Annotated in this window: 26 protein-coding genes and 2 pseudogenes; 2 read left to right on the plus strand and 26 right to left on the minus strand. The window is 63.5% G+C overall.

Features of this window, described 5'->3' with window-relative positions; translation table 11 throughout:
- Positions 1–123 precede the first annotated feature (123 nt).
- Complete coding sequence (locus ACZ89F_RS22390) at positions 124–393, minus strand: hypothetical protein (RefSeq protein ID WP_476094253.1); 270 nt, start codon at positions 391–393, stop codon at positions 124–126.
- Positions 394–897: 504 nt separating this feature from the next.
- Here ACZ89F_RS22390 and ACZ89F_RS22395 point away from each other — a divergent pair.
- Positions 898–1224 carry an Lrp/AsnC ligand binding domain-containing protein gene (locus tag ACZ89F_RS22395; RefSeq protein ID WP_476094255.1) on the plus strand — a complete coding sequence of 109 codons (327 nt, stop codon included), beginning with the start codon at positions 898–900 and terminating at the stop codon, positions 1222–1224.
- 315 nt (positions 1225–1539) lie between these two features.
- Here ACZ89F_RS22395 and rlxS read toward each other — a convergent pair whose 3' ends face one another.
- From rlxS to ACZ89F_RS22510, 23 genes are all read right to left on the minus strand, one after another.
- Positions 1540–3510 carry a relaxase/mobilization nuclease RlxS gene (gene rlxS / locus ACZ89F_RS22400; RefSeq protein WP_476094257.1) on the minus strand — a complete coding sequence of 657 codons (1971 nt, stop codon included), beginning with the start codon at positions 3508–3510 and terminating at the stop codon, positions 1540–1542.
- Between the two features lie 197 nt (positions 3511–3707).
- A complete protein-coding gene (locus ACZ89F_RS22405) occupies positions 3708–4394 on the minus strand; it encodes a lytic transglycosylase domain-containing protein (protein ID WP_476094259.1) in 687 nt (228 codons plus the stop codon).
- The gene (locus tag ACZ89F_RS22410; protein ID WP_476094260.1) at positions 4382–4930 is read right to left on the minus strand and encodes a S26 family signal peptidase; all 549 of its coding nucleotides are present in this window, start codon (positions 4928–4930) and stop codon (positions 4382–4384) included. The genes ACZ89F_RS22405 and ACZ89F_RS22410 overlap by 13 nt, the downstream gene beginning before the upstream one ends.
- Positions 4927–5196, minus strand: coding sequence for a helix-turn-helix transcriptional regulator (locus ACZ89F_RS22415; protein ID WP_476094262.1), 270 nt, complete (start codon positions 5194–5196; stop codon positions 4927–4929). The genes ACZ89F_RS22410 and ACZ89F_RS22415 overlap by 4 nt, the downstream gene beginning before the upstream one ends.
- 177 nt (positions 5197–5373) lie before the next feature.
- Positions 5374–5697, minus strand: coding sequence for a DUF736 domain-containing protein (locus ACZ89F_RS22420; RefSeq protein ID WP_065010508.1), 324 nt, complete (start codon positions 5695–5697; stop codon positions 5374–5376).
- An 879-nt stretch (positions 5698–6576) separates the two neighbouring features.
- Positions 6577–6993, minus strand: a complete 417-nt coding sequence (locus ACZ89F_RS22425; protein WP_476094264.1) for a DUF2958 domain-containing protein — start codon at positions 6991–6993, stop codon at positions 6577–6579.
- A 138-nt stretch (positions 6994–7131) separates the two neighbouring features.
- Complete coding sequence (locus ACZ89F_RS22430) at positions 7132–8094, minus strand: ArdC family protein (RefSeq protein WP_476094266.1); 963 nt, start codon at positions 8092–8094, stop codon at positions 7132–7134.
- Positions 8095–8495: 401 nt separating this feature from the next.
- Positions 8496–9203 carry a DsbA family protein gene (locus tag ACZ89F_RS22435; protein WP_476094267.1) on the minus strand — a complete coding sequence of 236 codons (708 nt, stop codon included), beginning with the start codon at positions 9201–9203 and terminating at the stop codon, positions 8496–8498.
- Positions 9204–9217: 14 nt separating this feature from the next.
- The gene (locus ACZ89F_RS22440; protein ID WP_476094269.1) at positions 9218–10528 is read right to left on the minus strand and encodes a cation:dicarboxylate symporter family transporter; all 1311 of its coding nucleotides are present in this window, start codon (positions 10526–10528) and stop codon (positions 9218–9220) included.
- A gap of 546 nt (positions 10529–11074) precedes the next feature.
- The gene (locus ACZ89F_RS22445; protein ID WP_476094270.1) at positions 11075–11389 is read right to left on the minus strand and encodes a glycosyltransferase family 9 protein; all 315 of its coding nucleotides are present in this window, start codon (positions 11387–11389) and stop codon (positions 11075–11077) included.
- Between the two features lie 10 nt (positions 11390–11399).
- Positions 11400–12461: a hypothetical protein gene (locus ACZ89F_RS22450; RefSeq protein WP_476094272.1), complete on the minus strand. Its 1062-nt coding sequence runs from the start codon at positions 12459–12461 to the stop codon at positions 11400–11402.
- A gap of 6 nt (positions 12462–12467) precedes the next feature.
- On the minus strand, positions 12468–12860 hold the full coding sequence (locus ACZ89F_RS22455) for a formyl transferase (protein WP_476094274.1): 393 nt from the start codon (positions 12858–12860) through the stop codon (positions 12468–12470).
- 9 nt (positions 12861–12869) lie between these two features.
- On the minus strand, positions 12870–13922 hold the full coding sequence (hypE, locus tag ACZ89F_RS22460) for a hydrogenase expression/formation protein HypE (protein ID WP_476094275.1): 1053 nt from the start codon (positions 13920–13922) through the stop codon (positions 12870–12872).
- On the minus strand, positions 13919–15076 hold the full coding sequence (gene hypD / locus ACZ89F_RS22465) for a hydrogenase formation protein HypD (protein ID WP_476094277.1): 1158 nt from the start codon (positions 15074–15076) through the stop codon (positions 13919–13921). The genes hypE and hypD overlap by 4 nt, the downstream gene beginning before the upstream one ends.
- Positions 15073–15303, minus strand: coding sequence for a HypC/HybG/HupF family hydrogenase formation chaperone (locus ACZ89F_RS22470; RefSeq protein ID WP_022718985.1), 231 nt, complete (start codon positions 15301–15303; stop codon positions 15073–15075). The genes hypD and ACZ89F_RS22470 overlap by 4 nt, the downstream gene beginning before the upstream one ends.
- Positions 15294–17570, minus strand: coding sequence for a carbamoyltransferase HypF (gene hypF, locus ACZ89F_RS22475; RefSeq protein WP_476094279.1), 2277 nt, complete (start codon positions 17568–17570; stop codon positions 15294–15296). The genes ACZ89F_RS22470 and hypF overlap by 10 nt, the downstream gene beginning before the upstream one ends.
- An 18-nt stretch (positions 17571–17588) precedes the next feature.
- The gene (hypB, locus tag ACZ89F_RS22480) at positions 17589–18452 is read right to left on the minus strand and encodes a hydrogenase nickel incorporation protein HypB (protein ID WP_476097339.1); all 864 of its coding nucleotides are present in this window, start codon (positions 18450–18452) and stop codon (positions 17589–17591) included.
- A complete protein-coding gene (gene hypA, locus ACZ89F_RS22485) occupies positions 18452–18793 on the minus strand; it encodes a hydrogenase maturation nickel metallochaperone HypA (RefSeq protein WP_476094281.1) in 342 nt (113 codons plus the stop codon). The genes hypB and hypA overlap by 1 nt, the downstream gene beginning before the upstream one ends.
- Entirely contained in the window at positions 18786–19850 is a 1065-nt protein-coding gene (locus tag ACZ89F_RS22490; RefSeq protein ID WP_476094283.1) for a nickel-dependent hydrogenase large subunit, read from the minus strand. Before ACZ89F_RS22490 ends, hypA begins: the two co-directional genes overlap by 8 nt.
- Before the next feature lie 41 nt (positions 19851–19891).
- Positions 19892–20416, minus strand: a complete 525-nt coding sequence (gene hybE / locus ACZ89F_RS22495; RefSeq protein WP_476094285.1) for a [NiFe]-hydrogenase assembly chaperone HybE — start codon at positions 20414–20416, stop codon at positions 19892–19894.
- A complete protein-coding gene (locus ACZ89F_RS22500; RefSeq protein WP_095494259.1) occupies positions 20406–20621 on the minus strand; it encodes a rubredoxin in 216 nt (71 codons plus the stop codon). The genes hybE and ACZ89F_RS22500 overlap by 11 nt, the downstream gene beginning before the upstream one ends.
- Positions 20618–21466, minus strand: a complete 849-nt coding sequence (locus tag ACZ89F_RS22505; protein WP_476094287.1) for a hydrogenase expression/formation protein — start codon at positions 21464–21466, stop codon at positions 20618–20620. Before ACZ89F_RS22505 ends, ACZ89F_RS22500 begins: the two co-directional genes overlap by 4 nt.
- Positions 21463–21912: a hydrogenase accessory protein gene (locus tag ACZ89F_RS22510; RefSeq protein WP_476094288.1), complete on the minus strand. Its 450-nt coding sequence runs from the start codon at positions 21910–21912 to the stop codon at positions 21463–21465. Before ACZ89F_RS22510 ends, ACZ89F_RS22505 begins: the two co-directional genes overlap by 4 nt.
- A gap of 40 nt (positions 21913–21952) precedes the next feature.
- Here ACZ89F_RS22510 and ACZ89F_RS22515 point away from each other — a divergent pair.
- Positions 21953–22353, plus strand: a pseudogene (locus ACZ89F_RS22515) (transposase).
- Positions 22354–22404: 51 nt separating this feature from the next.
- On the opposite strand, the gene ACZ89F_RS22520 reads toward ACZ89F_RS22515, so the two are convergent.
- Positions 22405–22701, minus strand: a complete 297-nt coding sequence (locus tag ACZ89F_RS22520; protein WP_354464701.1) for a HypC/HybG/HupF family hydrogenase formation chaperone — start codon at positions 22699–22701, stop codon at positions 22405–22407.
- A gap of 62 nt (positions 22702–22763) precedes the next feature.
- Positions 22764–23225: pseudogene (hupE, locus tag ACZ89F_RS22525) on the minus strand (nickel permease HupE); the annotation flags it as partial.
- Positions 23226–23320 lie beyond the last annotated feature (95 nt).

The following is a 23320-nucleotide window of genomic DNA, read 5'->3' on the forward strand; positions in this document are numbered from 1 at the left end:
TCGTGTCCCGCCAGTGAGAGCAGCTTCCTTCTGTTCGGAAAGCATGCACATGATCCCCAAAGCGCTGTGTGTCGAATCATCCGGTGGCCGGCATCGTCGATGCTTCATCTGAAGGCATTGCTGTCAGATCGCCGGCGCCTCGACGAACAGGCTGGTCATTGGCGAACCTCTCCTGTCCAGTGCAGGCTCGCCGACGATTGCGTCGTGGATGGCGTAATCCTCACCCCAGGAGTTTGGGTCCTGAGATGGGCGGCGCGCGGCAAATCGGCAGCCAGATACTCGGCGTGTGGAAAACGCACGGTGACCTTCCATCTGGATTATCGGGAAGACAAAGCGTGGCGTCGAACAACTAGGGATTGAGACCTTTGTATCCATGGCATCGATGATTTTCATTCAAAAAATCGATTTTACCGATGTTGCCCAGCGCTACTACAAAAGCGCGAAATTCACCCGGTGTCCGACGCACCTCGGCTAGATTCAGCCCGAATTGAAGCGGCCGCGATCGAGCAGACGGATCCGACCGATCGCCGAGCTTTTGATGAGCGAGGCCGTGAGAAGGAACTCCGGCAGGCACCGCAAGCTGGGATCGTGGAGAGGGGTCGGGCGGCGACCGAACGATGCCATCGGGTATTCGAACCTGGTGGGATTTGCTCGGCACGGCAGGAGCGTCGTTCGGCATCCCCGCTGCCGAGCGTGAGCTAAACAGCACCGTCCAGCAAGCTGGAAAGAAGACCTGCTCGGGCTCCGACGCCCCAATGATATCGCGCACCGGAGGGCTGACGCTAAAGCTAGGGCGGTGCATACGGGCTCGGAAAAACTAGTTCCAGATCGCCGTATAAGCCTTAGCTTATCTTTTTGGAGCGCTTCGTAGCGGTAGATCACATCTCGATGACCTGCATGGATACTGCTGAAGAGTGCGGCGCTTCGACTGGACGTTATGATACAGGGCGGCAGGAGGAGCTTTCCGTGAGTACGAGAATTCCGATCCGGATCGAACTGGAAGCGCTCAACTCGCGTGTTATCGAGCTTTTCGAAAGGTCTCTCCGGAAGCATCCAGTAATCGAGGAATGCTACGCTGTTGCTGGCAACACCGATTACCTTCTGTTCGTCTCCGTAAAGGAAATCCAGGAGTTCGAGGCGATACACCGTAATGTTCTTTCGAAGCTTCCCGGTGTGAAGAAGATCAAAGCCGAGTTCCCCTTGCGGCGCGTGATCCCGATTTGATGGAAATTGCTCCACGAGCCGGGCTGGTAGACACCTTGGATATTCTCGGCCCAATTTCTTGAGGGCCCGTCCGCTTCACCGATTTCCAGGGCTGCCAGAATGTTGCCTCGGCCTCCACCATCACGCCGCGAGGAACGAAGCATCCGACTGCCTTCGGCATTACGACTCCGTCTTTCAAGGACACTGCGATTTCAAATCGAGCGACGACGGCGGTCAGAACGTCCTGGGTAGGAAGCCCGGCCTTGGGAGTGAAGCGACGGTTGCCGTGAGAGATCGTGGGGATGCTGCCGCACCTGCGCATGGCTGCCACGCAAGTCATGAAACGCTGGGCCCACTCCTTTGCCGACCGATGTTCCAGGAGACACCCTCGCGCTGCACTTTGCCAAAAACCTCTTTGCCGATATGCCGCTCGAGCACCGGCCGCCACGGGACCAGCACGAACTCGCGCGATTTCTCGATAATGGCGTATTTGCCGCTGACGAGCTCAACTGAGCGGCGGAGCGTGCCCTCTACCCGGTCTCCGGGTCGCGCTTCAGCATAGGACAGACCGAGCTCTTCCGAGAGCTGACCGGCAACCCGGTTCAGCTCACGCTGGCGAAGGATCGAAATCATGTTGGCGCGATAGACGGTCCGGTCCTGCTCTTCATACGCGAGTCCTTGAGCAATCAGCCACTGCCGCCTGCGGGCTTGCGCCTCCCGCACCTCACTGCCAAAGCCGGAGTTGCGCAGGGCCTCCGGTGTATCAGAAACCATCTCCCGGTCGATCCAGGTGGCGCCGTCGAAACCGACCTGTTGCTCCAGCGGCATTGATGAGAGCTCGTCGACGACAACAGGCGCAGCCGCGGCTCGCTTGCGCTCGTAGTCGGCGACGTGGTCGAGATGGTTCGGCGCGATGGTCCATGTGCCGTCGGCTTCGCGCTTGACCGTGCCGGTCTCGCGGCGAATGGCTTCCAACCGTCGCACGTGGGTTTCGGCGAACGGTTCGCGGGCAGATGGATCATGCTTCAGGTGGATATCAACATTGTAGCGCCCGCCATGGACGGCGGCGATCTCGACGACGGTGCGATCAACCTGCCTCGGCTCGGTGCTTCTCGGGGTGACACGGACGATGCAGCCCTCGGGCTTCGGTCCGGTGGCCTCGCCTTTGCCGACATCGATGTAGTGGCTTTTTCCGTCCACCCCATCCACGATGAGGTAGTGGCGGTCGTTGATCTCGTCGGCAAGGCCGCGCGCGACAACGCGGCCAACGACAGGTTGCGCGAACTGCCTGGATCGTTCGTGGATCACACAGTCGGCGGCACTTCGGAATAGTCCTTTGCCGGCAATTTCGCGGTGCATCGTCTTGATGATGTCACCGTGCTGGCCGATGCGCAGCAGTGTTGGTTCGAGTTCATCGTCGAGGCGCCAGCGGCCAGAGCTGATCTCCTCGGCCAGACCCATCCGCTCGAGTTTGCGCAGGCGACCCTGGTGCAGCGTCTGTCGAAAGGCGTCGCGACCGACCGGCGCAACCAGTCCGTCGCCGCCGCGCATGCTGATCAGCTGCCGGTCGATGCTGGTGAAGCGCTCCTGCTCCATTTCCTGGCGCAGGCGCCCCTCGATCTCGCGATCGGTTCGCGGGCCGAGATCGAGGCTGACCAGCTCGGCCGCCCGTTCGCGCATTCCGCTCGAGATATATTCCCGCGCTATGACGAGGTTCTCGCCGCGATCGTCCTTGCCACGGATGATGATGTGGGTGTGCGGGTGGCCGGTGTTGAAATGATCGACGGCAACCCAGTCGAGCTTCGTGCCGAGATCCTCCTCCATCTGCGCCATGAGCCGGCGCGCGAGTGGCTTCAGGTCATCATACTCGGTGCCGTCTTCGGGTGCCACGATGAAGCGGAACTGATGTCGATCGCCCTCGGCACGTTCGAGGAAGGCCTTGCCGTCGACGCGATCACCGTCGGCGCCGTATAGCTCGCCAGGCGCGCCCTCCCGGGTAACGCCGTCGCGCTGGATGTAGCGCAGATGCGCACGCGCCCCATCCTGGCCTTTGCCGGCCAGCTTGACGACGCGCGCCTTGACCACCACCCGCCGCTGCCGGAAGGCATCATATCTGTCGCGTGATTTCAGCAGCGCGGCGGCCGCGCCGCCGCGCCCTGCCCGGCTGCCGTTAAAGCGGCCGCCGCGCTGGGGCCTGCCGCCGGCTCTGTTGATCGCCGCCCGGACCTGGCTGGCGAAGCGTTTGCCTGCCTTCGAGCCGCGCGAGCCTATTCTGCCGAGCTTCGGCCTGAATTCGTCATCCTGCACCGTGGCCTCCCGACAATTTCAAGCAGAGTCAGAGACTTGCGCGTTCCACCCTCCCGGCTCGGCCGGCAGCCTCCGCGAAAAACGATGTGCAGACAAAGACTTCGCCGGCTCCTGGAGGCGATGCCTTTATCTTGCCTTACGCCGACCTTCCGCACCCGCCCTTTCCCGCCCCGCAAAACCCCGCCCCGCTCGCCGAGTCACCCGCCATTCGGCTCTTTCGTCCGAGCGCGATCAGCGCCGAGCGGCACGAAGAGATCGCCTTTCGCTTCGCCGGTGGGAACGCCATCACGGAGGAAGAAGAGCGAGCGTCCGGAGGGGGCGTTCTGGCTGTTTGGCGCCTTGGACTCCCCTTCGAGTTCATCCATGTCGGTGGCTAAAGCCCCCTTTTCCCTGAGCTGTTTAAGGTAGGCAACCGTCTCCTTCGGCAGCGGCTTCCCACGCTTCAAATGCTCTTCGTAACGCTCGGGTCCTGCGTTGTAGGCGGCAAACAGGCCGGGGAATCCGAAGCGGTCATACATGGCGCAGAGATAGGCGGTTCCGGCCAGGATATTGTCACGCGGATCGTGCGGATCGGCTCCCAGACGGTATTCGGCACGCATGTCCTCATAAGTTTCGGGCATGACCTGCATGAGGCCCATTGCGCCCGCGCGTGATGTGATCGGGTGGCCGTCGAGCATGGTCCTGCCACCGCTTTCGGCATCCATGACGGCGTAAATCCAGGCTTCGGGAATACGGAAGCGTCTGCTTGCTTGCGCTGTGAACTCGTGCCACCTTTGAAGCTGCGGACTTTGGGAGATGGCGACCGGCTCAGCGCCGATCGAGGCGGAACAGACGCATGACGCAAAGGCAATCGTGCCGAACATCAGGAGAGTCACTCGGTCCATATCGGCACGAGCCTCCCGATGACATTTGGAGCTGGGACAGGCCCGAAATAGCGGCTGTCGAATGACCGGATATTGTCGCTCCCGAGCAGGAAGACTTCAGTGTCGGCGAGCGTGCGGCATCCGTTCCACCATGGCAGCGGGCGGCCTCTGGTGTCAGTTGGCAGCCGTCGCGCAACGATCTCGCCGGCGATGATGATGGCGTCATTGAAGGCGCAGACATGGTCGTCGGGCAGCGCGGCAAGACGTTTTACCAGCGGCACGTTGCGGGGCAGATAGCCGCGCTCGGCGGCGAGTTCGGCGACCGATTCTGGCGGACGGACGAGCACGAGATGACCCGTAGCCGGTGCTGCAAACCCGACGCGATAGAGGCCGACGGGCGCGCTAGCGGAGGCGTTCCAGACCAGCCAGGGCGTTGGATTGACGAAGCCGGCGAAGCCGATCAGGGCCAGTCCAATCACGGCAGCGGCGATGGTTTTGCGTGCCCGGAAGCGCCGCAGCCGGCTGCCGATCAGATGGATGGAAGGGTGCCGGCTCATGAGCGGCCTCCCTGGCCGGTTTGGCCGGAACCGGCCTCACCACCCTCGGCAGTGGAGTGCTGCGGGTGTCCTTTCGACCAGCCGTCGAGTTCGTCGATGTGGTAGCGGACGTAGCGGCCGTGCTTGCGGAAATTCGGGCCGCCGCCCGTGAGCCGCATCTTTTCCAGCGTGCGCTGGGAGAGCCCGATATAGAAGGCGGCTTGGGCTGTGCTGAGAAAGGGACTGCCCTTTTTGGCGCGGGCCGCGCGTTCGTTTTCGTCGTCCATGATGATCCTCGTTTCGCTTCGGAGAAGTGAGGACGAGGATGGGCGAGCGAGATCGTCTCAGGGACGGGCGAAGAGTCGGGGGGGAGTTTTCGCCGCCCTTTCGGGCGGACGGGGTTTGAGTGGAGCTCCTGGGAATGAGCCCCGCGCCGGCTCGGCGCGAGGCTCGAGGTCGGCCGATCAGTCGGCCGGGTTCCAGATGATGGCGTAGGTGTCGTCATCGTCCTGGCCGGCGGCGCGGCCGAGATTGGCGTAGAGCTTGCGCGGTCCGAACTCCGGCGCTGCAATCGACAGGCTCACATAGTCCTTGCCGGAAGTTTCGCCGGTGCGGATCCAGCCGGCGCCAACTTCGACCCCTTGCGTCAGCACCCGGAAGTCGGGATGGTTGTCGGCGCTCTTGGCTTGATTGGGGACGATGTCGATGTCGGCGCGGACGCTGAGCGTCTTGAGCTGGCCCTTGTAGCCGCCGTTTTCCTGCTTGTTGACGTAACCGATCGCGGTCATTTCGAAGTCTCCTTTTGCTTTCGCCGGGGACCATCCCCTGCGATGGCGGACCGTGATGGGCGCGTCCGGACCGCCTGAACCCGACAGGGCCGAAGCGCTAGCGGAGGACCCGAGCGGGCAGCTTTTTTGAAGCGAAGCGGCGCGAGGAAGCCGCCGCAGGCGGCGGGGAAAAAAGCTGATTGGCGAGGGTTTCGGGCGGCCGGATCCGCCCATAGGTCACAAGCCAGCCGCAGGGGAATGGTCCTTGAAGAGAGCATGGAGATCGATCGTGGAAAGCGCGGTCGCTGCAGCCAGGCTGGAGGGCGGGGAATTGACAAGGCCTGCCGCTGATGCCGTGCCCATGCCGATCGAGACTGTGCCCGCAGGTCGGGCGCCAGAGCAGGCATCCGGCGGGCTGATCGATCCAAGGCATTAAGCAGTTTCCCGGCCTGGATTTTGCTGCGCGATGCCATGCAGCCAGTGCGACCGTGGTACAGTGCCAGCGCGGCGGCTACCGCGAAGCCGCCGCCAGCCGATGACCTCGATCAACGAGGTTTCGAGGGCGGCGGCGTCGCCAGTCCATGATGGCGCGGGCAAAGGATCGGGCCTCGCCGCGCTCGTCGGGGAGCGATTTCGCTGCGAAATAGCGTCGCCGTCCTGCACGATCTCTAAACTTCCGGCGAGCCGTTGGGCCGCACCAGAAGCGGCACGAGGACGCCGCGCGCGAACGGACGGGAGGATGTCGGCGATAGGCGGCGCGTTTTGCGTGGCGCATGTTGAGCGCGGACATGTTCAGTCGGTCAAGTGGAATATGGGCAGCTGCATGGTCTTTCTCCCTCGTTTGGGGTGCGAGTGTCCCGCCGGGAAGGCCGAAGGTCGATGCGGCGGGACGGTTTTGCTCTAGCGGCGCTGTTCCGCAGCGTCGGGCGGAAGCTCGGAATGGGATTTGGCAAGTGGTTCCGCTGCCTGCCGCAGAAGCCGCTCGGCTTCGGTGATCTGGCCGGCGCTACGCGCGGCCTTCGCATAAACGGCCAGCGGAAAACGCGCTTTGAAATGAAGATCGCGCTCGATGCCCAGTCCGAGCGGCCCCTTGACGCTTTCGAGTTCGGCAAGGCTGACGCTGCCGAGTTCAGGGAAGCCGAAGCCGAGGTCGCAAAGGCCGAACAGCGTGTCGCCGTCGGCATCGAGTTCGGTTAGAAGCCAGGTCGCGGGCCCGGTCGGATCGAACAGTTTCACGACAGGTGCGTGGTCGGTTTCTGTGTCGGCAACGCCATTGGCGAGGAGACGGGCGCGCAGTTCATCGGTGATCAGGATCATTGCGGAATTCCTTCAAAACGGTTCGGGCTGATTGAGGGCGGCTTTTTGAAACAGGCGGATACGAGCGGCTTCTGCGCCGCGCGGGGCATCGGCGCGCCTCAAAAGCGCAAGGCGGTCGCGCATGGCGATTGAGCGCGCTCATGCGGCGATATCGGCATGCGCCTCACCTTCGACGTCGGCATTGAGACCAAGCAGGAAATCGGCGGCTTTCGAGGCATGGCTGGCGGCGCGGAAAATGGCGCGATTGTCCTCGCGCAGAACCGTCAGCCATGAGCCGATGTAATCGGAATGGCGCACGGTCGGCTCAATGCCGAGACTGGAGCAGACGAAGGCGGCGGTGATTTCGGCGACCAGTTCCTCGCGCGCATAAGTCCTGGAGCCGAACGAGCCTGACAGGTCGCGCGCGAGTCTCGCCGGGTGGCCGGTCCAGTGGCCAAGCTCGTGAAAGCAGGTCCGGTAATAGTCGATCTGTTGGAAGAAAGCTGGCTGGGGCGGCACGTGGATGGTGTCGCTGCCGGGCATGTAGAAAGCGCGATCGCCACCGATACGGAAATCCGCACCGCTTCTGAGAATAAGTTGCTCGGCCTGCGGAACGATTTCGCGCGCCGGCAGCGGCTCGTCGGCGGCGTGGAGATGGTCGGGCAGATTATCGCACTGCGCGACATTGAAGACGGTAAAGCGCTTCAAAAAAGGCACGGCCTGCGGTTCGTCGCCATCGACCTTGGCGCGTTCCTTTTCGTCCTTGGGAACGAAGCGGTCAGCGTGAACGATGGTCGTGCCGCGCTCGCCCTTCCTGACATTGCCGCCAAGGGCAAGCGCCTGCCGGAAGGTGAGCCAGTTCTGGCTGGGGTATGAGCGCTCGATGACGGCGCCCCACAGGATCAGGATATTGATGCCGGAATAGCGGCGCTGGGTGGCTGCATTCCTGGGCAGGCCAAGGCCTGCCTTTGCCCTGCCCCAGGGCTTGACCCACGGCACGGTGCCTCGCTGCAGTTCGGCAACGATGCGGTCTGTGATCTCCTGATAAAGGCTGGCGCCTGAGCGCCCGCGCTTGCGTGCGCCAGCCGCTCGGCTGCCGGAACGCTTGTTGTTTGCACGCATTGTCTGGTCCTCCGTTCGCTAATCGCGCGCCCTCCCCCGGAAGCGGGGTGGGCGGCGAAAGCGACCGGAAAGGCCTGCCGTAGAAGGCCGACCGCATCCGAAGGACCGGAACGAAGAGGAGGACCCGGAGCCGCAGGCGGAGGGTTGCGGGGTGCCGCGGCTGGCCTAGAAGGGAGTGCCGCCCACCCGCGCCACCGGGGAAGGCCACCACAAAATCGACGCCGGCCAACTGGCCGGCGACCGTCAGCAGCCGACAGGCTGCCCGCGTCAGGGGGCGAAGCCGGATGGCCGAGACCGCCTGAGCCTGTCGAAGAAAAGCGGGCTCGGTGCACGAGCACCCGGCGCGCGCCTTCAGGCGCGCGGGCGCTCAGGATTCTGGTCCTCGAGAGCAGTTGATGCGGTCAAAATACCGATTTTGCAGCTGTGGAAGACTGAATCTTAGCCTTTGCGCGCACATCAGCGATGCAGCGTTGCAGCCCGGCCATCTCGACCACCCCGACTAGCACTTGGTCGCCGACCACCAACGCCGGCGGGCCGGTGATGAACAGGTCGTTGGCGAGTGCGTGATCGCGTGCGATGGCGTCGGTGATGGCCGGGTCTTGCATGTCCCGCTTGAGCTGCTCAACATCGAGGCCCACGCTTGCCGCAACGGCTAGAGTGGTCCTTTGATTGGCTGGGCCGCGGAAAGCAAAAAGGGCGCGATTGAACTCGTCATATTTTCCCTGTTTGCGAGAGGCGAGCGCCGCGCGCGCGGCGAATTGGGAAGGCGGTCCCAGGACCGGGAACTGTTTACGCACAATCCTCAGATTGGGATCATGCTCGACGGCTTGCTGGAGAATGAGGTCCATTCGCTCGCAGTGCGGACAGTTGTAGTCGAGGAATGAGACGATGGTAACGTCGCCTTGCGGATTGCCGGCGATCGGCGAGGCGGGGTCGTTGAGGAGGGCGTCGCGATGCTGCGGAATGAGTATCCGCCAGTCCGCCGCGAGCAGGCGACGGCCTTCCGGCAGTTGCAGGTTCCCGAGGGGATGTCGATTTTGCATTAGCGCCCCCAGCACGGACACGGCGAGGGCTAAGAGAGCGATCACGGCGGCATTTGGCTTCGGCATGGGTAGGGCTCCAATCAGCAGTGAACGGCAGGGCAGCGATGGCTGGCCCGTTGGCGAAAAAGTTGGTCGTTGCTTTGGACCGCTTGACCCGCAGTTCCGCCAGTATCGGCAGTCGTGGGGAGCAAATAAGTGTCGGTGCCGGCGCCATCTGGCGGTTCCTCCATGTCGCCTTCGCTCCGACGAGCCGACCCCAATCGCCGAGCGGCGTTCGCGTGAGTTGACCAGCAGCGGCCGCCGTTCGTCACGCCCGGCGACCTGAGCTTCCAACGCCAGAGCGCCGAAGGACTCGCTCGTGAGAGCCTCTGACAAACCTCCTTTATCCGGCTCGCTCTGTACCGTGCGGCAATGAGCGTTCCCACTGCGTTGCGGAGAAAGATCGCCAGCACACGGCACTCCGATATAAAGTGGTCGACGCGAAGAATAAGCGCCACGCCGGCACCCGGGACGGTCGGAACGACAAAGAGCATTGCAGCGAACGTGACGACGCCTGCATCGGTGATGCGAATTGTTCCCTTCGAAGGGAGCAAGGCGACGAACAGCAGCAGGATCCGACCGCCGATCGACAGATGCGTGTGCGTCGCCTGGGCGATGAACAGGGCGGGCAACGTCATGTAGATATTGATGCCCTCTCGATTGAAAAAATGTCCGGCCGGGATGACCAGGCCCAGGACCGAACGCCTGGCGCCCGCCCCTTCAACAGGCGCGGCTTGCATCAGGATGCCGACCAGCTTGAACACCGGCGCGAGGAGCGCCTGAAGCAAGGAAAGCACAGGCTTGCCCGTGTCCCCGACCATCGCCAGAGCGATGCCGAACAGAACCGAGAAGAACAGGACCTGCAGGATGTCGCCTTCGGCGAACGCACCAACGATCGTCGACGGGATGATGTTCATCAGGAAGCCGGTCACCGACTGCTCGTGGGCCTTTGCCGCATAGCCCATCACGGCCTGGCCATCGAGCGAGGCCGGATCGATGTCGAGGCCGGCCCCAGGCTGAACGACATTGCCGACAATGAGACCGACGATCAATGCGAGGCTCGAGAAGGTGACGAAATAGATCATCGCCTTGCCGGCGACCCGGCCAACCTTCTTGAGGTCGTTCATGCCGGCGATCCCGGTCGCAATTGTCAGGAAGATGACAGGTGCGATGATCATCTTCACCAGCTTGATGAACGCATCGCCGAGCGGCTTCAGAGCCTCTCCGGTCCCCGGATAGAAATAGCCAACTGCGACACCGAGGGAGATGGCAGTGAGCACCTGCACATAGAGCGGGGCGTAGAAGGCCTTGCGGGGCGCGGGATCCGCGCTGTGGACTTGTGGAGCTAACACCGTCGCTTTCCCTGACCGGATCGGGGCGGGCTCTTCCTCGCTTCAAGGCTTCTCCCGGGCGGCGCTCCGGTCGAACGCTGCTGCCCCCCGGGCGCAAGTGCCGTGCCAAACAGCGGCGCGACAACGTGGGGGACCTTTCACGCAGTGCTGCATCGCCGCAGGCGTGTGCCCGTCTTCGAAACAAGGGCAGACTGTTGGGGATTGGAGGACACGCAACCTGACAGCGGCCGAAAATCCGTCGAGGCAACCTGTTGCCTTGGGTGGCTGCGATCGGGATTTAGATGGTCCACATCTGGCTATGGCAATGTCCAAGGCCTCGCTCAGTCGGCTAGTATGTCGGATATCGAACAACTCGGTCGACAGGCGATCGCTACCACGACCGTCTAGTCTGCCGCCCCACAAGATGGAGTAAATCGACCGGCCGTGTTTATGACACAGGCCCTAAGCTGCCTCCTGGCGCGCGATCGTGCTGGTCGCACCACCCGCGAGCCACAATAAGTTTATCCCGTCTCTTACAATGATCCATCAAAGCGTTTACCTCGGCAATCACGAGGTCGGGCGTGATGTCGAACTTGCAGCGCACTTTGATCGGACAGGCCGCACCTTGTCCAGACCACATCCGCGACATTCAATAACGCTCATAAGCATGCTGACCAGGGGACCTCGAAACCCCCAAATTTCCGGCAGGTGTGACGCGGTGAAAATGCCGATGGTAGGGCGGCCAAGCTGGGCAGCGACATGTCCAGCGCCTGAATTGTTCGACACCACGAGCGCGGCCGCTTCGATGAGATGATTGAATTCCAATTCTGACAAGTCGACTGCCGTTCGGATCTCCACGGCTCCACGGTCGCGAGCTGTCATCGCGACCTCCTCAAGCGCTCCCGGCTTTCGCCACGGCCGACGAGACCACCTCACCACGGGCAGAAAGGGCAGCGGCAAGTTTGCCGAAATTTGCAAGCGGCCAATCTCGAAGGCTGGAATTCGAGAACGGGGCCACGACGATCGGGGCCTTGCTTTTCGTTGAACTCTGGCGGTGACCCGCTTGCCCTTCGCCGTCGAAACAGGCCGCTGCCTTCGCGACCAGAAAGAGGAGGATTTCCGACACATGCTGGAGACGTACCTGCTTGCGGTCAACGGACCAATCAAGCCATCTGCGAGGGAATTTGTCGGCGATCCTTATTTTTTGGGCGAGCTTGTAGAAGATGGTTCTGCGTAATTTCAGATTGAATGGCGCTATCGCAATATCGATCTGCTGCATGCCGTGACGATCAACTATCGCTGCACGATGCCTGGCTGGGACTTCCAGCAAAATCGGCCTTGTCTCATCCGGAACACGCATATCAATGGCAAGATCAAACTCTCCGGTCAGCAGCGGCCTTATGTCGGCCGCTTTTTTGCGCGTTTTGACCGTTGGGTCGCGATGAAAAAAATCAAAAGCAACGTAATCGTCGGCGAGGTCGAACTGTTTTGCAGTATCGATGTTCCAGCTTCCGACCACCAGCGTAATGTGGGCATGCGCAAAGCGCTGACGCAGGTCCTTCAGGGGCGCCAAAGACATCCAAAAGTCGCCGACATAATCAAGCTTGAGCACCAAAATTCCATTTTTGCGCTTGACTGTTCCGGTTCTTCCCAGCTTCCGCGAATGGCCGATGAGCGCGCCGGCAGGCCCCGGAAATCCTTCCGCACGCTCAGCGTCAAACACCAGGAAAGTCTGTCCGGCGATCGTCATCGTAGAGCCGGGATCTCCGTCCGACGCCCGGATGATGCGTAGCGCTTCCTCGGCCGAGTGTCGGGTCGGGTCGAGGATACGGTCGGACCTCCGGCAGGCGGGTCGCTCGCACCCTCTGCCCCAGTTCGCCGGCAGCGCCGCCCCTTCCCTGCGCTCGATGCGGCCGATCGCTTCGAAGACGCAGGCTACGGCAGCCTGGGTCACTTCATGTCAGTAGAGGCTCGACTTCCGAGCGGGGCGCATCGGAAATTCCGCCCAAGCCAGACGGGCCCCGCATCCATTTCCTCCCGAGCCTCGATCAGTGTGACGCCCCAGGTCGCTTCGCCGTCGAGGATCGCCCAGCACGAGGGCGCTCGGGCCGCGATCGCCACGGATGCCCGGATGGACGATCAGGCAGAGCGTTCCGCGCCAGACATCGGTCGGGATCGGCCGATTGAGGAAGGGCGCGATCACGAGGTCCGGCGAAAAGAGAACGACCGGCTCGCGAGTGAAGTCGTCATGGATGTCGAGCTCGACCGTCACTTCGTGACCAGCCCGTCTCAGGTCGACATGCAGGCGCTGGGAGAGCGAGTTGAAATCGTGGCAGAGAAGCAGGATGCGCATCACCCTCTCTTAGCAGATCCGGGGCAGTTGTTCGCCCGACAGCCAGTCGACAATCCGGCCGCCGCCAAACGAGGTCGTCATCTGGACAAAGCAGTTGTCGTCGGCCACGACGTGGCCGACCAGCGCCGCCTCACGGCCAAGCGGATGCGCGCGCATCGTCGCGAGCACGGCGTTAGCGCCCTCCGGCGCCACGACTGCTACCAGTTTCCCTTCATTGGCGACATTGAGCGGATCGAGGCCGAGGAACTCGCAGGCTGCAGCCACTTCCGGTTTGAGCGGGATCTTGTCTTCGTCGATTCGGAAGCCGACCCGCGACTGGCTGGCGATCTCGTTCAGCGTCGCGGCGATGCCGCCGCGCGTCGGATCGCGCATTAGCCGGATATGCGCCCCGCCAGCCGCGATCATGTCTGCTACCAGCCCGTGCAAGGCCGCGCTGTCGGACGCGATGTCGGTGTCGAATTCCAGGTTTTCGCGTTTCGACATCACGGCGACGCCATGGTCTCCGATCGAGCCGGAAATGATCACCGCATCACCGGGCCGGGCGGCGTCCGACTGGAGATCGAGCCCGTCCGGAACCATGCCGACGCCGGCGGTCGAGATGAAGACACCGTCGGCCTTGCAGCGCTCGACGACCTTGGTGTCGCCGGTGATGATCGGCACGCCGGCCTCGCGCGAGGCGGCGCCCATGCTCTGGGCGATGCGCTCGAGATCGGCGAACGGAAAACCCTCCTCGATGATGAAGCTTGCCGACAGATAGAGCGGTACCGCGCCCGCCATGGCGATGTCGTTGATCGTGCCGTGCACGGCGAGGGTGCCGATATTGCCGCCGGGGAAGAAAAGCGGCGAAACGACGTAGCCATCCGTGGTCATCACCATCCGCCCGCCAGGCACCGAAAAGGCCGACTGGTCGTTGCCCGCCCTCAGCCAGTCATTGTCGAAAGCCTTGTGGAAAATGCCCTCGATCAACTGGCCCATGGCGCGCCCGCCGGCCCCGTGCGAAAGGTCGACACGGTCGTTCGCTACATCGAGCTTGCGCCTGTAGGCCTTGATCATCATGTTCATGCGACCGCCCTCCCGACATCCACCTGCCGCGCCTTCTCGCGGAAGCGGCCATAGGTCCAGTGCGCGGCGCAGGCGCCCTCCGACGACACCATGCAGGAGCCCATCGGTGTATCGGGCGTGCAGACCGTGCCGAACAGCTTGCAGTCGGCCGGCCTCTTGACGCCGCGCAGGATCGCGCCGCATGCGCAGGCCGGGTTGTCCTTCGCGGCGGGCGTTACCATCGAAAAGCGCTTCTCGGCGTCGTAGACCACATATTGCGGCCGAAGCCGCAGCGCGCCATAGGGCACTTCGCCGAGACCGCGCCATTCGAAGCTCTCGCGCAGCTCGAAGAAATTCGCCACCTCGGCCTGGGCCTTTTCGTTGCCGAGCGCGGTCACCGCGCGGATATACTGGTTCTCGACCTCGTGCCTGCCGTCATTGACCTGGCGCACCAGCATCAGGATCGCCTGGATGACGTCGAGCGGCTCGAAGCCCGCCACCACCACCGGCTTCTGGAATTCCCCGGCGAAGAATTCGTAAGGTTCGGTGCCGATGACCGTCGAGACGTGCGCAGGACCGACGAAACCGTCGATCTTGATCGTGCCGAGCTTGCGAACGTCAGGGCTTTCCAGAATGTTCTGGATCGCCGCCGGCGTCAGCACGTGATTGCAGAAGATCGAGAAATTGCCGAGCCCCTTGGCTATCGCCGCCTTGAGCGCGAGCGCGGTCGGTGGCGTCGTGGTCTCGAAGCCGATGGCAAAGAACACCACTTCGCGTTCGAGCTCGGCCTCGGCGATCCTGAGCGCATCGAGCGTCGAATAAACCATGCGGATATCGGCGCCGGCCGCCTTGGCCTTCAAGAGGCTCGATCCGTTCGAGTCCGGCACGCGCATCAGGTCGCCATAGGTGCAGAGCGTGATCTCCGGCCGCATGGCGAGCGCGATTGCCGCATCGATACGGCCGATCGGCAGCACGCAGACGGGACAGCCGGGTCCGTGGATCATGCGCACATTGGCCGGCAGCAGGTCCTCGAGACCATAGCGGGAAATAGCATGCGTATGGCCGCCGCAGAACTCCATGAAGTGATAGGAACGCCCCGGATCGGCGAGAGCCGCGATCTGCCGGGCGAAATCCTTGGCAAGCCTGCCGTCGCGATATTCGTCGATATATTTCATGCCGCATCTCCCATGGCAGCAGCTTCGCGGATGAGGGCGAGCGTCCTTTCCGCCTCCTCCGGATCGATCTTCGCGAGCGCATAGCCGACATGAAGGACGAGATAGTCGCCCGGCCGGACATCGTCGATCAGCGCGGTCGAAACGATCTTCGATACGCCGTCGAGCGTGACCTTGGCCATGTTGTCGGGCAGTACTTCCTTGACCTGGACCGGTATCGCTAGGCACATGTCCGGCTCTCCTCCGCTGATGCGTTCTCGTTCATGATGACCTGCCGCGCATGAGCGGCTTGGCCGAGCGCGATGCCGCCGTCATTGGCCGGCGCGAGACGTGGCAAATAAGCTCTGAGACCGCGCTCCCGAAGCGCTTGCGCAAGTCCGGCCGCAAGGACCCGATTCATCAAGCATCCGCCGCCGAGCGCGACCTCCGGGATGCCGAGGAGTGCCGCTTCCCTCGCGGCCCATTCCGCAAGTCCCGCGATCAGCGTACCGTGAAAGAGATCGGCCGCGTCCGCGCCGCTCAGTCCTTCCCGCGCAAGATGCAGGATGAGCGGCCGGAAATCGAGCACCTCGTCCCGAATTGCATAGCCGTCGGAGAGACAGCGCGGCACCCGGACCAGGGCCTCGAGCTCCATCGCCGCCTGCCCTTCGTAGCTCTGGACGAGACGAATGGCTGCTATCGCCGCGGCGGCATCGAAGAGCCTGCCGAGGCTGGTTGTCCGGGACGGCTGCATACCGCGTTCGAACATCGCCGTGAGCTGCGCAACACCCGGATGACCTGGCCAGAGCTGCGACGCGAAATCAAGGCATCCGGCCTCCTGCAGGGCTGCCACCCCCATGCGCCAAGGCTCACGCGCCGCGCGGTCGCCACCAGGCAGCGGCAGCGATGTAAGCGATCCCGCTCGGCGCCAATGACCCTCATCGGCGATGAGCATTTCGCCCCCCCAACTCGTGCCATCGGCGCCGAAACCGTGGCCATCGAGCGCAAGCCCGAGAACCGGGCCGGAAAGCCGATGCTCCGCCACCACGGCCGCGACATGGGCGACATGATGCTGGACTGCCACTACCGGCAGGCCCAGGCTCTCTGCCATCCGCACCGAACGGAAATCCGGATGCAGGTCCGAGGCCGCGAATTCCGGCTTCACGTCCAGGATCGAACAGAGATGGGTGATCGCCTCGCGCTGGAAACGGATCGCCTCGGCATTATTGAGGCCGCCTATATGCTGCGAGAGAAAGGCCTCGCGCCCACGTGTGACGCAGATAGTGTTCTTGAGGTCGGCGCCGGTCGCGATCACCGCAGGTCCATCCTCGCCGAGATCGACGGGCTCGGGCACGAAGCCGCGGGCGCGACGGATGAACGCGGGGGCGCCATCGATGACCTGCATGACGGAGTCGTCGGCGCGGACGGTGATGTCGCGATCATGGGTGACGATCAGATCCGCAATCGCGGCAAGGCGGCGCGCGGCGTCGGCGTTGTCGCCCACAAGGGGCTCACCACCGGGATTGGCGCTGGTCGCGACCAGCGCTGCAGGTCGGTGCGGCGAATGGCAGGCGAGTTCGTCGAGCAGCACATGATGCAGTGGAGCATAGGCGAGCATCAGCCCAATCCGCGCGAGGCCGGGCGCGATGAGCTTAGAGAGCGCACCGGCATGTGCCTCGACCAACACGATCGGGCTCGCGGGCGAGGCCAGCAAGGCTTCTTCGGCTTCGCTCAGTCGTGCGAACTGCCGCGCCGCCTCGATGCCGGCGACCATGACGGCAAACGGCTTCTGGTCACGAGCCTTGCGCAGCCGGAGGAGATCGATCGCTGCATCGTCGCGGGCGTTGCAGAGCAGGTGGAAACCGCCGATGCCCTTGAGCGCGACGATGGCGCCGCCTTCGAGCCGCGCCGCAATCTCCGCGATCGAATGGCTGAGACTCGGGCCGCAATCGGGGCAGGCGACCGGCTCGGCATGGAAGCGCCGGTTCTCCGGATCGATATAGTCCGAGGCACAGGCACGGCACATCGGAAACGATGCCATCGAGGTCTGCGTCCGGTCATAGGGCAGCGCGCGAGTGATGGTGAAGCGCGGGCCGCAATGGGTGCAGTTGACGAAGGGATAACCGAAGAAGCGGCTCGCGGGATCGGTCAGCTCACACCGGCATTCGGCGCAGGTCGCGGCATCCGCGCCGATCCGGGTCGCGCTCTTGCCGCCAAGGCTCTTGAGTATCTCGAACCCCTCGCCACCGGCTGGCCAGAGTTCGAGCACGTGGATCGAGTCGATGCGGGCGAGCGGCGGGGCCTGGGTCCGGATCGCGTCGGGAAAGCGGCCCGCATCCGGACCCTCGATCTCTATCAGCACGCCGGCACTGTCGTTCAGCACGAAGCCAGATAGCCGCATAGTCCGCGCGAGCCTGTAGGCGAAGGGCCGGAACCCGACGCCCTGCACGGCGCCGCGCACCCGGAGCCGGAGTCGCCGGATCGGGTTTTCGATCGGTGGTGCGAGCGCCCTCGCCATGGTTCATGCCACCTTCGGTCACGCGGCCCGGTGGGCGGCGGATGCCTCGAGCCACGCATAGAAGGCTTCCATGCCCTCTCCCGTGCGGGCGGAGACCGTCAGCGTCTGGAGGCGCGGATTGACGCGCAGGGCGTTGGCGATGCAGAGGCCGACATTGAAATCGAGATGCGGCAGCAGGTCGGCCTTGTTGAGGATCATCAGTTCGGCGGCGGCGAACATGTTGGGATATTTGAGCGGCTTGTCCTCGCCTTCGGTGACTGACAGCACCACAACCTTGTGGGCCTCGCCGAGATCGAAGGCGGCGGGACAGACGAGGTTGCCGACATTCTCTATGAAGAGCGCAGAGCCTGGTTCGAGCGCGAGATCCTCAGCCGCGTGGCCCACCATGTGGGCGTCGAGGTGGCAGCCCTTGCCCGTGTTGATCTGGATGGCGCGGGCGCCGGTCTCGCGGATCCGGGCCGCGTCGTTCGAGGTCTGCTGGTCACCTTCGATAACCGAGATCGTGAGGCGGTCCTTTAGGTCATCGATCGTGCGGACCAGCAGGCTGGTCTTGCCCGAGCCGGGGCTGGAGACGAAGTTGAGCGCAAAGATGCCCTGGCGCTCAAAATATCGCCGGTTCTCTTCCGCATAGGCGTCGTTCTTGGAGAGGATGTCTCTCTCCACCTGGATGATCCGCTCCTGGCTCATGCCTGGTACATTGACGCCGGCGATCCCCTTGCCATAATGGTCGCTGCAGTCCGCGGCATGGTGATGATTATGCCCGCCATCGCCATGGTGGTGGTCGTCGTGGTCGTGATGATGGTCATGGCTGTGACGGTGCCCGCGCTCTTCGTGCTTTTCACCCTCGACGGAAGAAGTCCCGCAACCGCATACCGTGCACATCATCTCACCTCCATATCCCTGATCTTCAATTCGTCGCCTGCCGTCATCTGGACCCGATGCCGTCCGCAGTCCGGGCAGGCGCCGAACCGCTCCTCCAAGGCGACCGTCTTGCCGCAGTCAAAACACCAGCCCTCGCCGGCAATGCGGTTGATCTCGAGCGTCGCCTCGTCCGCAATCGTGCCGTGTCGCACGGCCGCATAACAGAACATCAGCGCAGCCGGTTCGACGTGGCTCAGCACGCCCACGTCGAGCCGGACCGACTTCACGCGTGTCGCGCAGTTCTGCCGCGCCGTGTCGCAGACGATCTCGATCACACTCTCCATCAGCGACATTTCATGCATGTGCGGCCTCGCGAACATTGACCTCAAAGGCCACGCAGGGATCGAACAGGACCGCGAGCCGCGACACCGATCTCACGGCGGCCTCATCGGTCCCGACGGGTGACGACAGCAGTGTCTCGACGAAGGGGCCGGCGGGATGAAAATTCCATTCGGTCGGGGCGAGGATGCGATAGGACGAAAGCCTGCCGTCACCGCCGATCTCGGCCTGATGATAGAGCCGGCCACGCGCGCATTCCACAGCACCGTAGCCACCGGCGCCCGGCGAGGTCCCGCCGCAGGCGAGTGATGTTCCGTCGTGCTTGCCGGTTGCTGCGAGAACCGTCAGTCGTTTGAGGCAGAGGCGCACGTCGTTGATGCGGGCTACCAGTCGTTGGACCAGATGAGAAGCCTCCACGCCATCGGCGGCGAGCCGGGCATAAGCGCCCGTCTCCGCGACGCGGCCTTGGAGATGCGGCAGGCTTGCATAGCCGGGCTCAGCGCAAAGCCGGGCGATGACTTCCGGATCGTCATTAATGGTCAGTGGATCGGGCCGCCGGCCATTGAAGACCCGATCGTCGCCTATATCCTGCAACATCGCGGCACAGGCTGATTCCGGCAAAGGTGTATCGCCCTGCCTCGGGATGCCGAGCTTACTGGCCGCCGCAGATAGCCGCGCAGCGGCGGCCGCCAAATGTGCCCTGTCGATTTGCCCGGCCTTGGCCGCGGCGATGATTGCTTGCGAGGCGGCGAGCGCTTCGCGGAGATGTCTACCGGCGGTTGCGCCGAGCGATCCCGGCAGGGGGCATGGCCAATGGAGGATGAGCGCCCGCAAGGTTTCGAAAATCCGCTCGGCGAGCAATCCGGCCCCGGAGCCGATCCGTTCGTCCACCTTGATCGCCATATCCGCTGCATTCAGGACGGCGAGCCGCGCCGCTACGGATTGCGCAAAACCGCAGAGCGAAAAGACTTGACCGGCAAGAGGGGACGCCTCTTCGGGCCTGCGGCCGACGAACATGCGCGTCAGCCCCTGCGGGCGGTTCGCCTTCACCGCGACGGAACAGGCAAGCGCGCGCCACACGGTTACATCGATCCTTATCGTGCCTGCCCCGAGAAGGAATGTCATTCCGACGCCTCCTCGCGCCTGCGGAAATGCCCGCCCAACAGGTCACGCCGGTTGACCGCCGCGGGCGGGGCGGGCGGCGGTTCGAGCGTGGCAGGATCAAAGAAGGCCCGGGCCGCTTCGTCCGCTGTTTCGAGGGCAGCCTCCATCGTCGCGAACTCGAAGACCGGCGAAAACAGCGAGCAGGAATCGACACGGTCAATCGCATCGAGTTCACCGGCAATGAACGCGACCTCACCCGCCGGCAAGCCGACACGGAAGGTCGTACCGGTGGCAGCTGGGGCGGAGGAAGGGCCCTGCGGCAGATCCGCTGCCACGAGATTCATGAACCATGGTGTAGTCACGATGCCGAACGCACGACCGCCGTAAGTCCGAAAACCGGTCGAGGCAATGCCAAGCGCGGGATTGCAGATCGGCACATCGGCCATGGCGGTCGCGTAAATGTGCCGGTAGCAGGCCTCGAGCCGCCGGCCGAGCGCCTGCGCGGGATCGATCTCGGCCCTCTCTGCGACGTCAGCGTCCATCACCTAGCCTCATGAACTTCGATTGCAGCGCATCGCAATTTGGGCAGCGCCAGTCTTCCGGCAGGTCTGCAAACGACGTCCCCGGAGCAATCTGCCAGACCGGGTCACCCTCAGCGGGATCATAGACATGCCAGCAGATACCGCATTCCATCTGGTCGTCGTCCGACACGGTCTCGCGCTTGCCGAAATTCTCGAAGGCGCTCATTTGAAATAGGCCTCCTCGATCTCACGCAGCCTCGCCTCGGAGTCGCGGAAATCATCCTCGGCGGCGATCGCGACCAAGGGAATGTCGCAGATCTCCAACGTATCGAGGATGATCGTGTCCATGGCGTTGTAGAACTGAACCGACCAGACATTGCGCGCGCCGGTCACCACGATGCGGCAGGTGCCATAGCCGCGCGAGGTGAGCTGCACCGGCCCGGCACCCAGCGTTTCCTGCAGGAAGGCCATGTCCTCCGGGCTCATCGGGAAGAGCGAGAAGGTGATGATATGGCCCGGATCACCGTCGCTGTAACGGGCGATGCGATCACCGATCTCGGTCAGCACGGGCATGACGTTCATGGCGCCGGTCGGCGCCGGCCCGTGGCTGATCGACTCCGGCAGCGCCGAGCACGCCTGTTTGACAGCGGCGGGAATGCTCGCGACCTCGACATAGTCGGCAATGATCCGGCCCTCACCGTCGGTGAAACGGACGCGCCAGACGCCAGCCATCACCGCCTCCTGGATCTGGGCCGTGATGCCGTTCGCCAATGCCGCGACGCCGGCGACCTCGCCCACGCCGAGAGTCTGGGCGATCAGTTCCTTGTCGTCGTCGGGGAAATCGGTGATGTCGAATAACCGGCCCGGCCGGTCGGCCTTCTGAACGGCGAGCGCGTCAGCGAGTTCCGGCAGGAGCATCGCCGTCCGCCGACATCGGCGGATCATTTCCTCGGCGCTGCTGGTGGCGAGGAAATTGAGCTTGCGGGCACGCAGCGGCGCCTCGGCGCCGATCGGCATCACCGTCATCGCCGCATCCTCGCCCTCGGGGGCGACCCAGAGTCCGGCCTTCATCGCACGATCTCCTTGCCGGCATGGGTGATCTCGACCTTCGGTCCGCCCGAGGGCACCATGACCGGCGCGTCGGGCGCGAGCCAGGCACTGATCTTCTCGACATATTCGGACCAGTCGCGGATCTTGCCCAGCACGCCGACCGGTTGGTCTCGACGAGTCACGGCGAGGCTCGGCATCACAACGACGTTAAAGCGGGCCTTTAGCTTGTCTGCGGCCGTGCGGAGGACCACGGCGCCGCGCAAGCGGCCTTGGAAGGCCTGGAGGATATGCGGGAGGACGACGGCGACGTCATCGGCTTCCGGCCGCTGCGACGGATCGCCGGTGAAGAATAGCACGGCATTGTCGGGTTCACCCGCCGCCGGAGCGAGGAAGGCATCGATGTTCGTCTCGTCGATGAGGGGCAGGCGCGCCCGCTCGCTCAGGGCGCGGACCAGGACAGATGGCATAGTCTCCTCCACAAATCACGATGCAAAGCATTCAAAGGAAATGATAAGCAAGCGGCGTGCCAGACTTGGGAAAGTGAGCACCAAGATTCATGCAGCCGGCGATGCGCTCGGGCTACCGGTTCGCCTGATCGCCAGCCCCGGACAGCGCAACGATATCGCCTTTGCCCATGATCTCGTCGATGGCTTCGAGGCTGGTGCCACGATCGCCGACAAGGGCTATGACGCCGATCACCTGCACGAAAAGATCGCTGAAACGGGAACTGAAATCCGTCATCCCACCGAAGCGCGGCCGCAAGGTCCAGCGTCCCTACGACACTCACCTCATCGAGCGCTTCTTTGCACAAGCAGTTCCGCCGTGTCGCAACCCGCTACGACAAGCTGCTGGCAAACTTCATGGGCTTCGTTAAACTCGCAGCTATCGCTATCTGGCTCAGATGTTAAATCGTCACTACGGCCTAGATGGAAAGTCCTTCCCCTTTGGAAATTTTCTTCTCACTCGCTACGCAGATGCGGCGGCAGTTCCGGCTCGCGCGAGGTGAGATCGGCAAATAGGGCGTCGAAAGCCCTCCCCTCGACAGCTTCAGCAAGACCCGCGAGTGCGTTGTCGATGGCGCGGGCCTCGTCGGCGTCCAGCACCCGGATGGCGGAGCCGAGATGGGTGAGTAGGTAGGTTCCCGGCGGTTGTGGGCCGACCAGCATGAGGGAGATCGAGGATATCCGGCCATGTCGCTCGCAGTGCGCGACGAACTCATTGCCGGCGACGACCCGCATGGGAATGCCGATGCACATGATGCTCCTCCTCCGTCGTCCCAGATCTTATGAAATCGGGAGCCGCGGGCCCTGGGAGAAGTTCAGCCAGCCAGCTGGACTGCACCGGCAAGGGCAATGGCCACGCCGGCGGTCCGCGCGGCAATTCGCTGGGCGTTGCCGAACCTCAACAAGGCCAGCCCGAAACCGGTAAGATGCAGGATGACCGTGGCAGCCATGAAGCCCGCCACATAGCCGCCCGCATGCGCCATCGCCGGAAGTTCGGTGCCATGGGCGTGGCCATGGAAGAGCGCGTATGCTCCAACCACCGTCGCCGCGACCGACGTTGAAACCTTCACTTCGAAAGCAACCAGCAGACCGAGCAGCGCGACGGTCAGCGCGATCCCGGTTTCCACCATTGGAAAAGCGAGGCCATAAATACCCAGGCCGCCGCCCACCGCCATAACCGTCACGAAGGCCAAGGGAACGATCCATCGGGCTTTACCGCCCAGCGTCAAGGCTCAGAAGCCGACCGCGACCATCGCCAGGATATGATCGAGACCACTGAACGGATGGCTGAAGCCGGCAAGCGCGCCTACGGTGTGAAGGCCGACATGCGCGTGGCGATGTCCGGTAGCGCCATCGCGACGAGCGTCGCCGC

This window comes from Mesorhizobium sp. USDA 3734 (assembly GCF_056279665.1).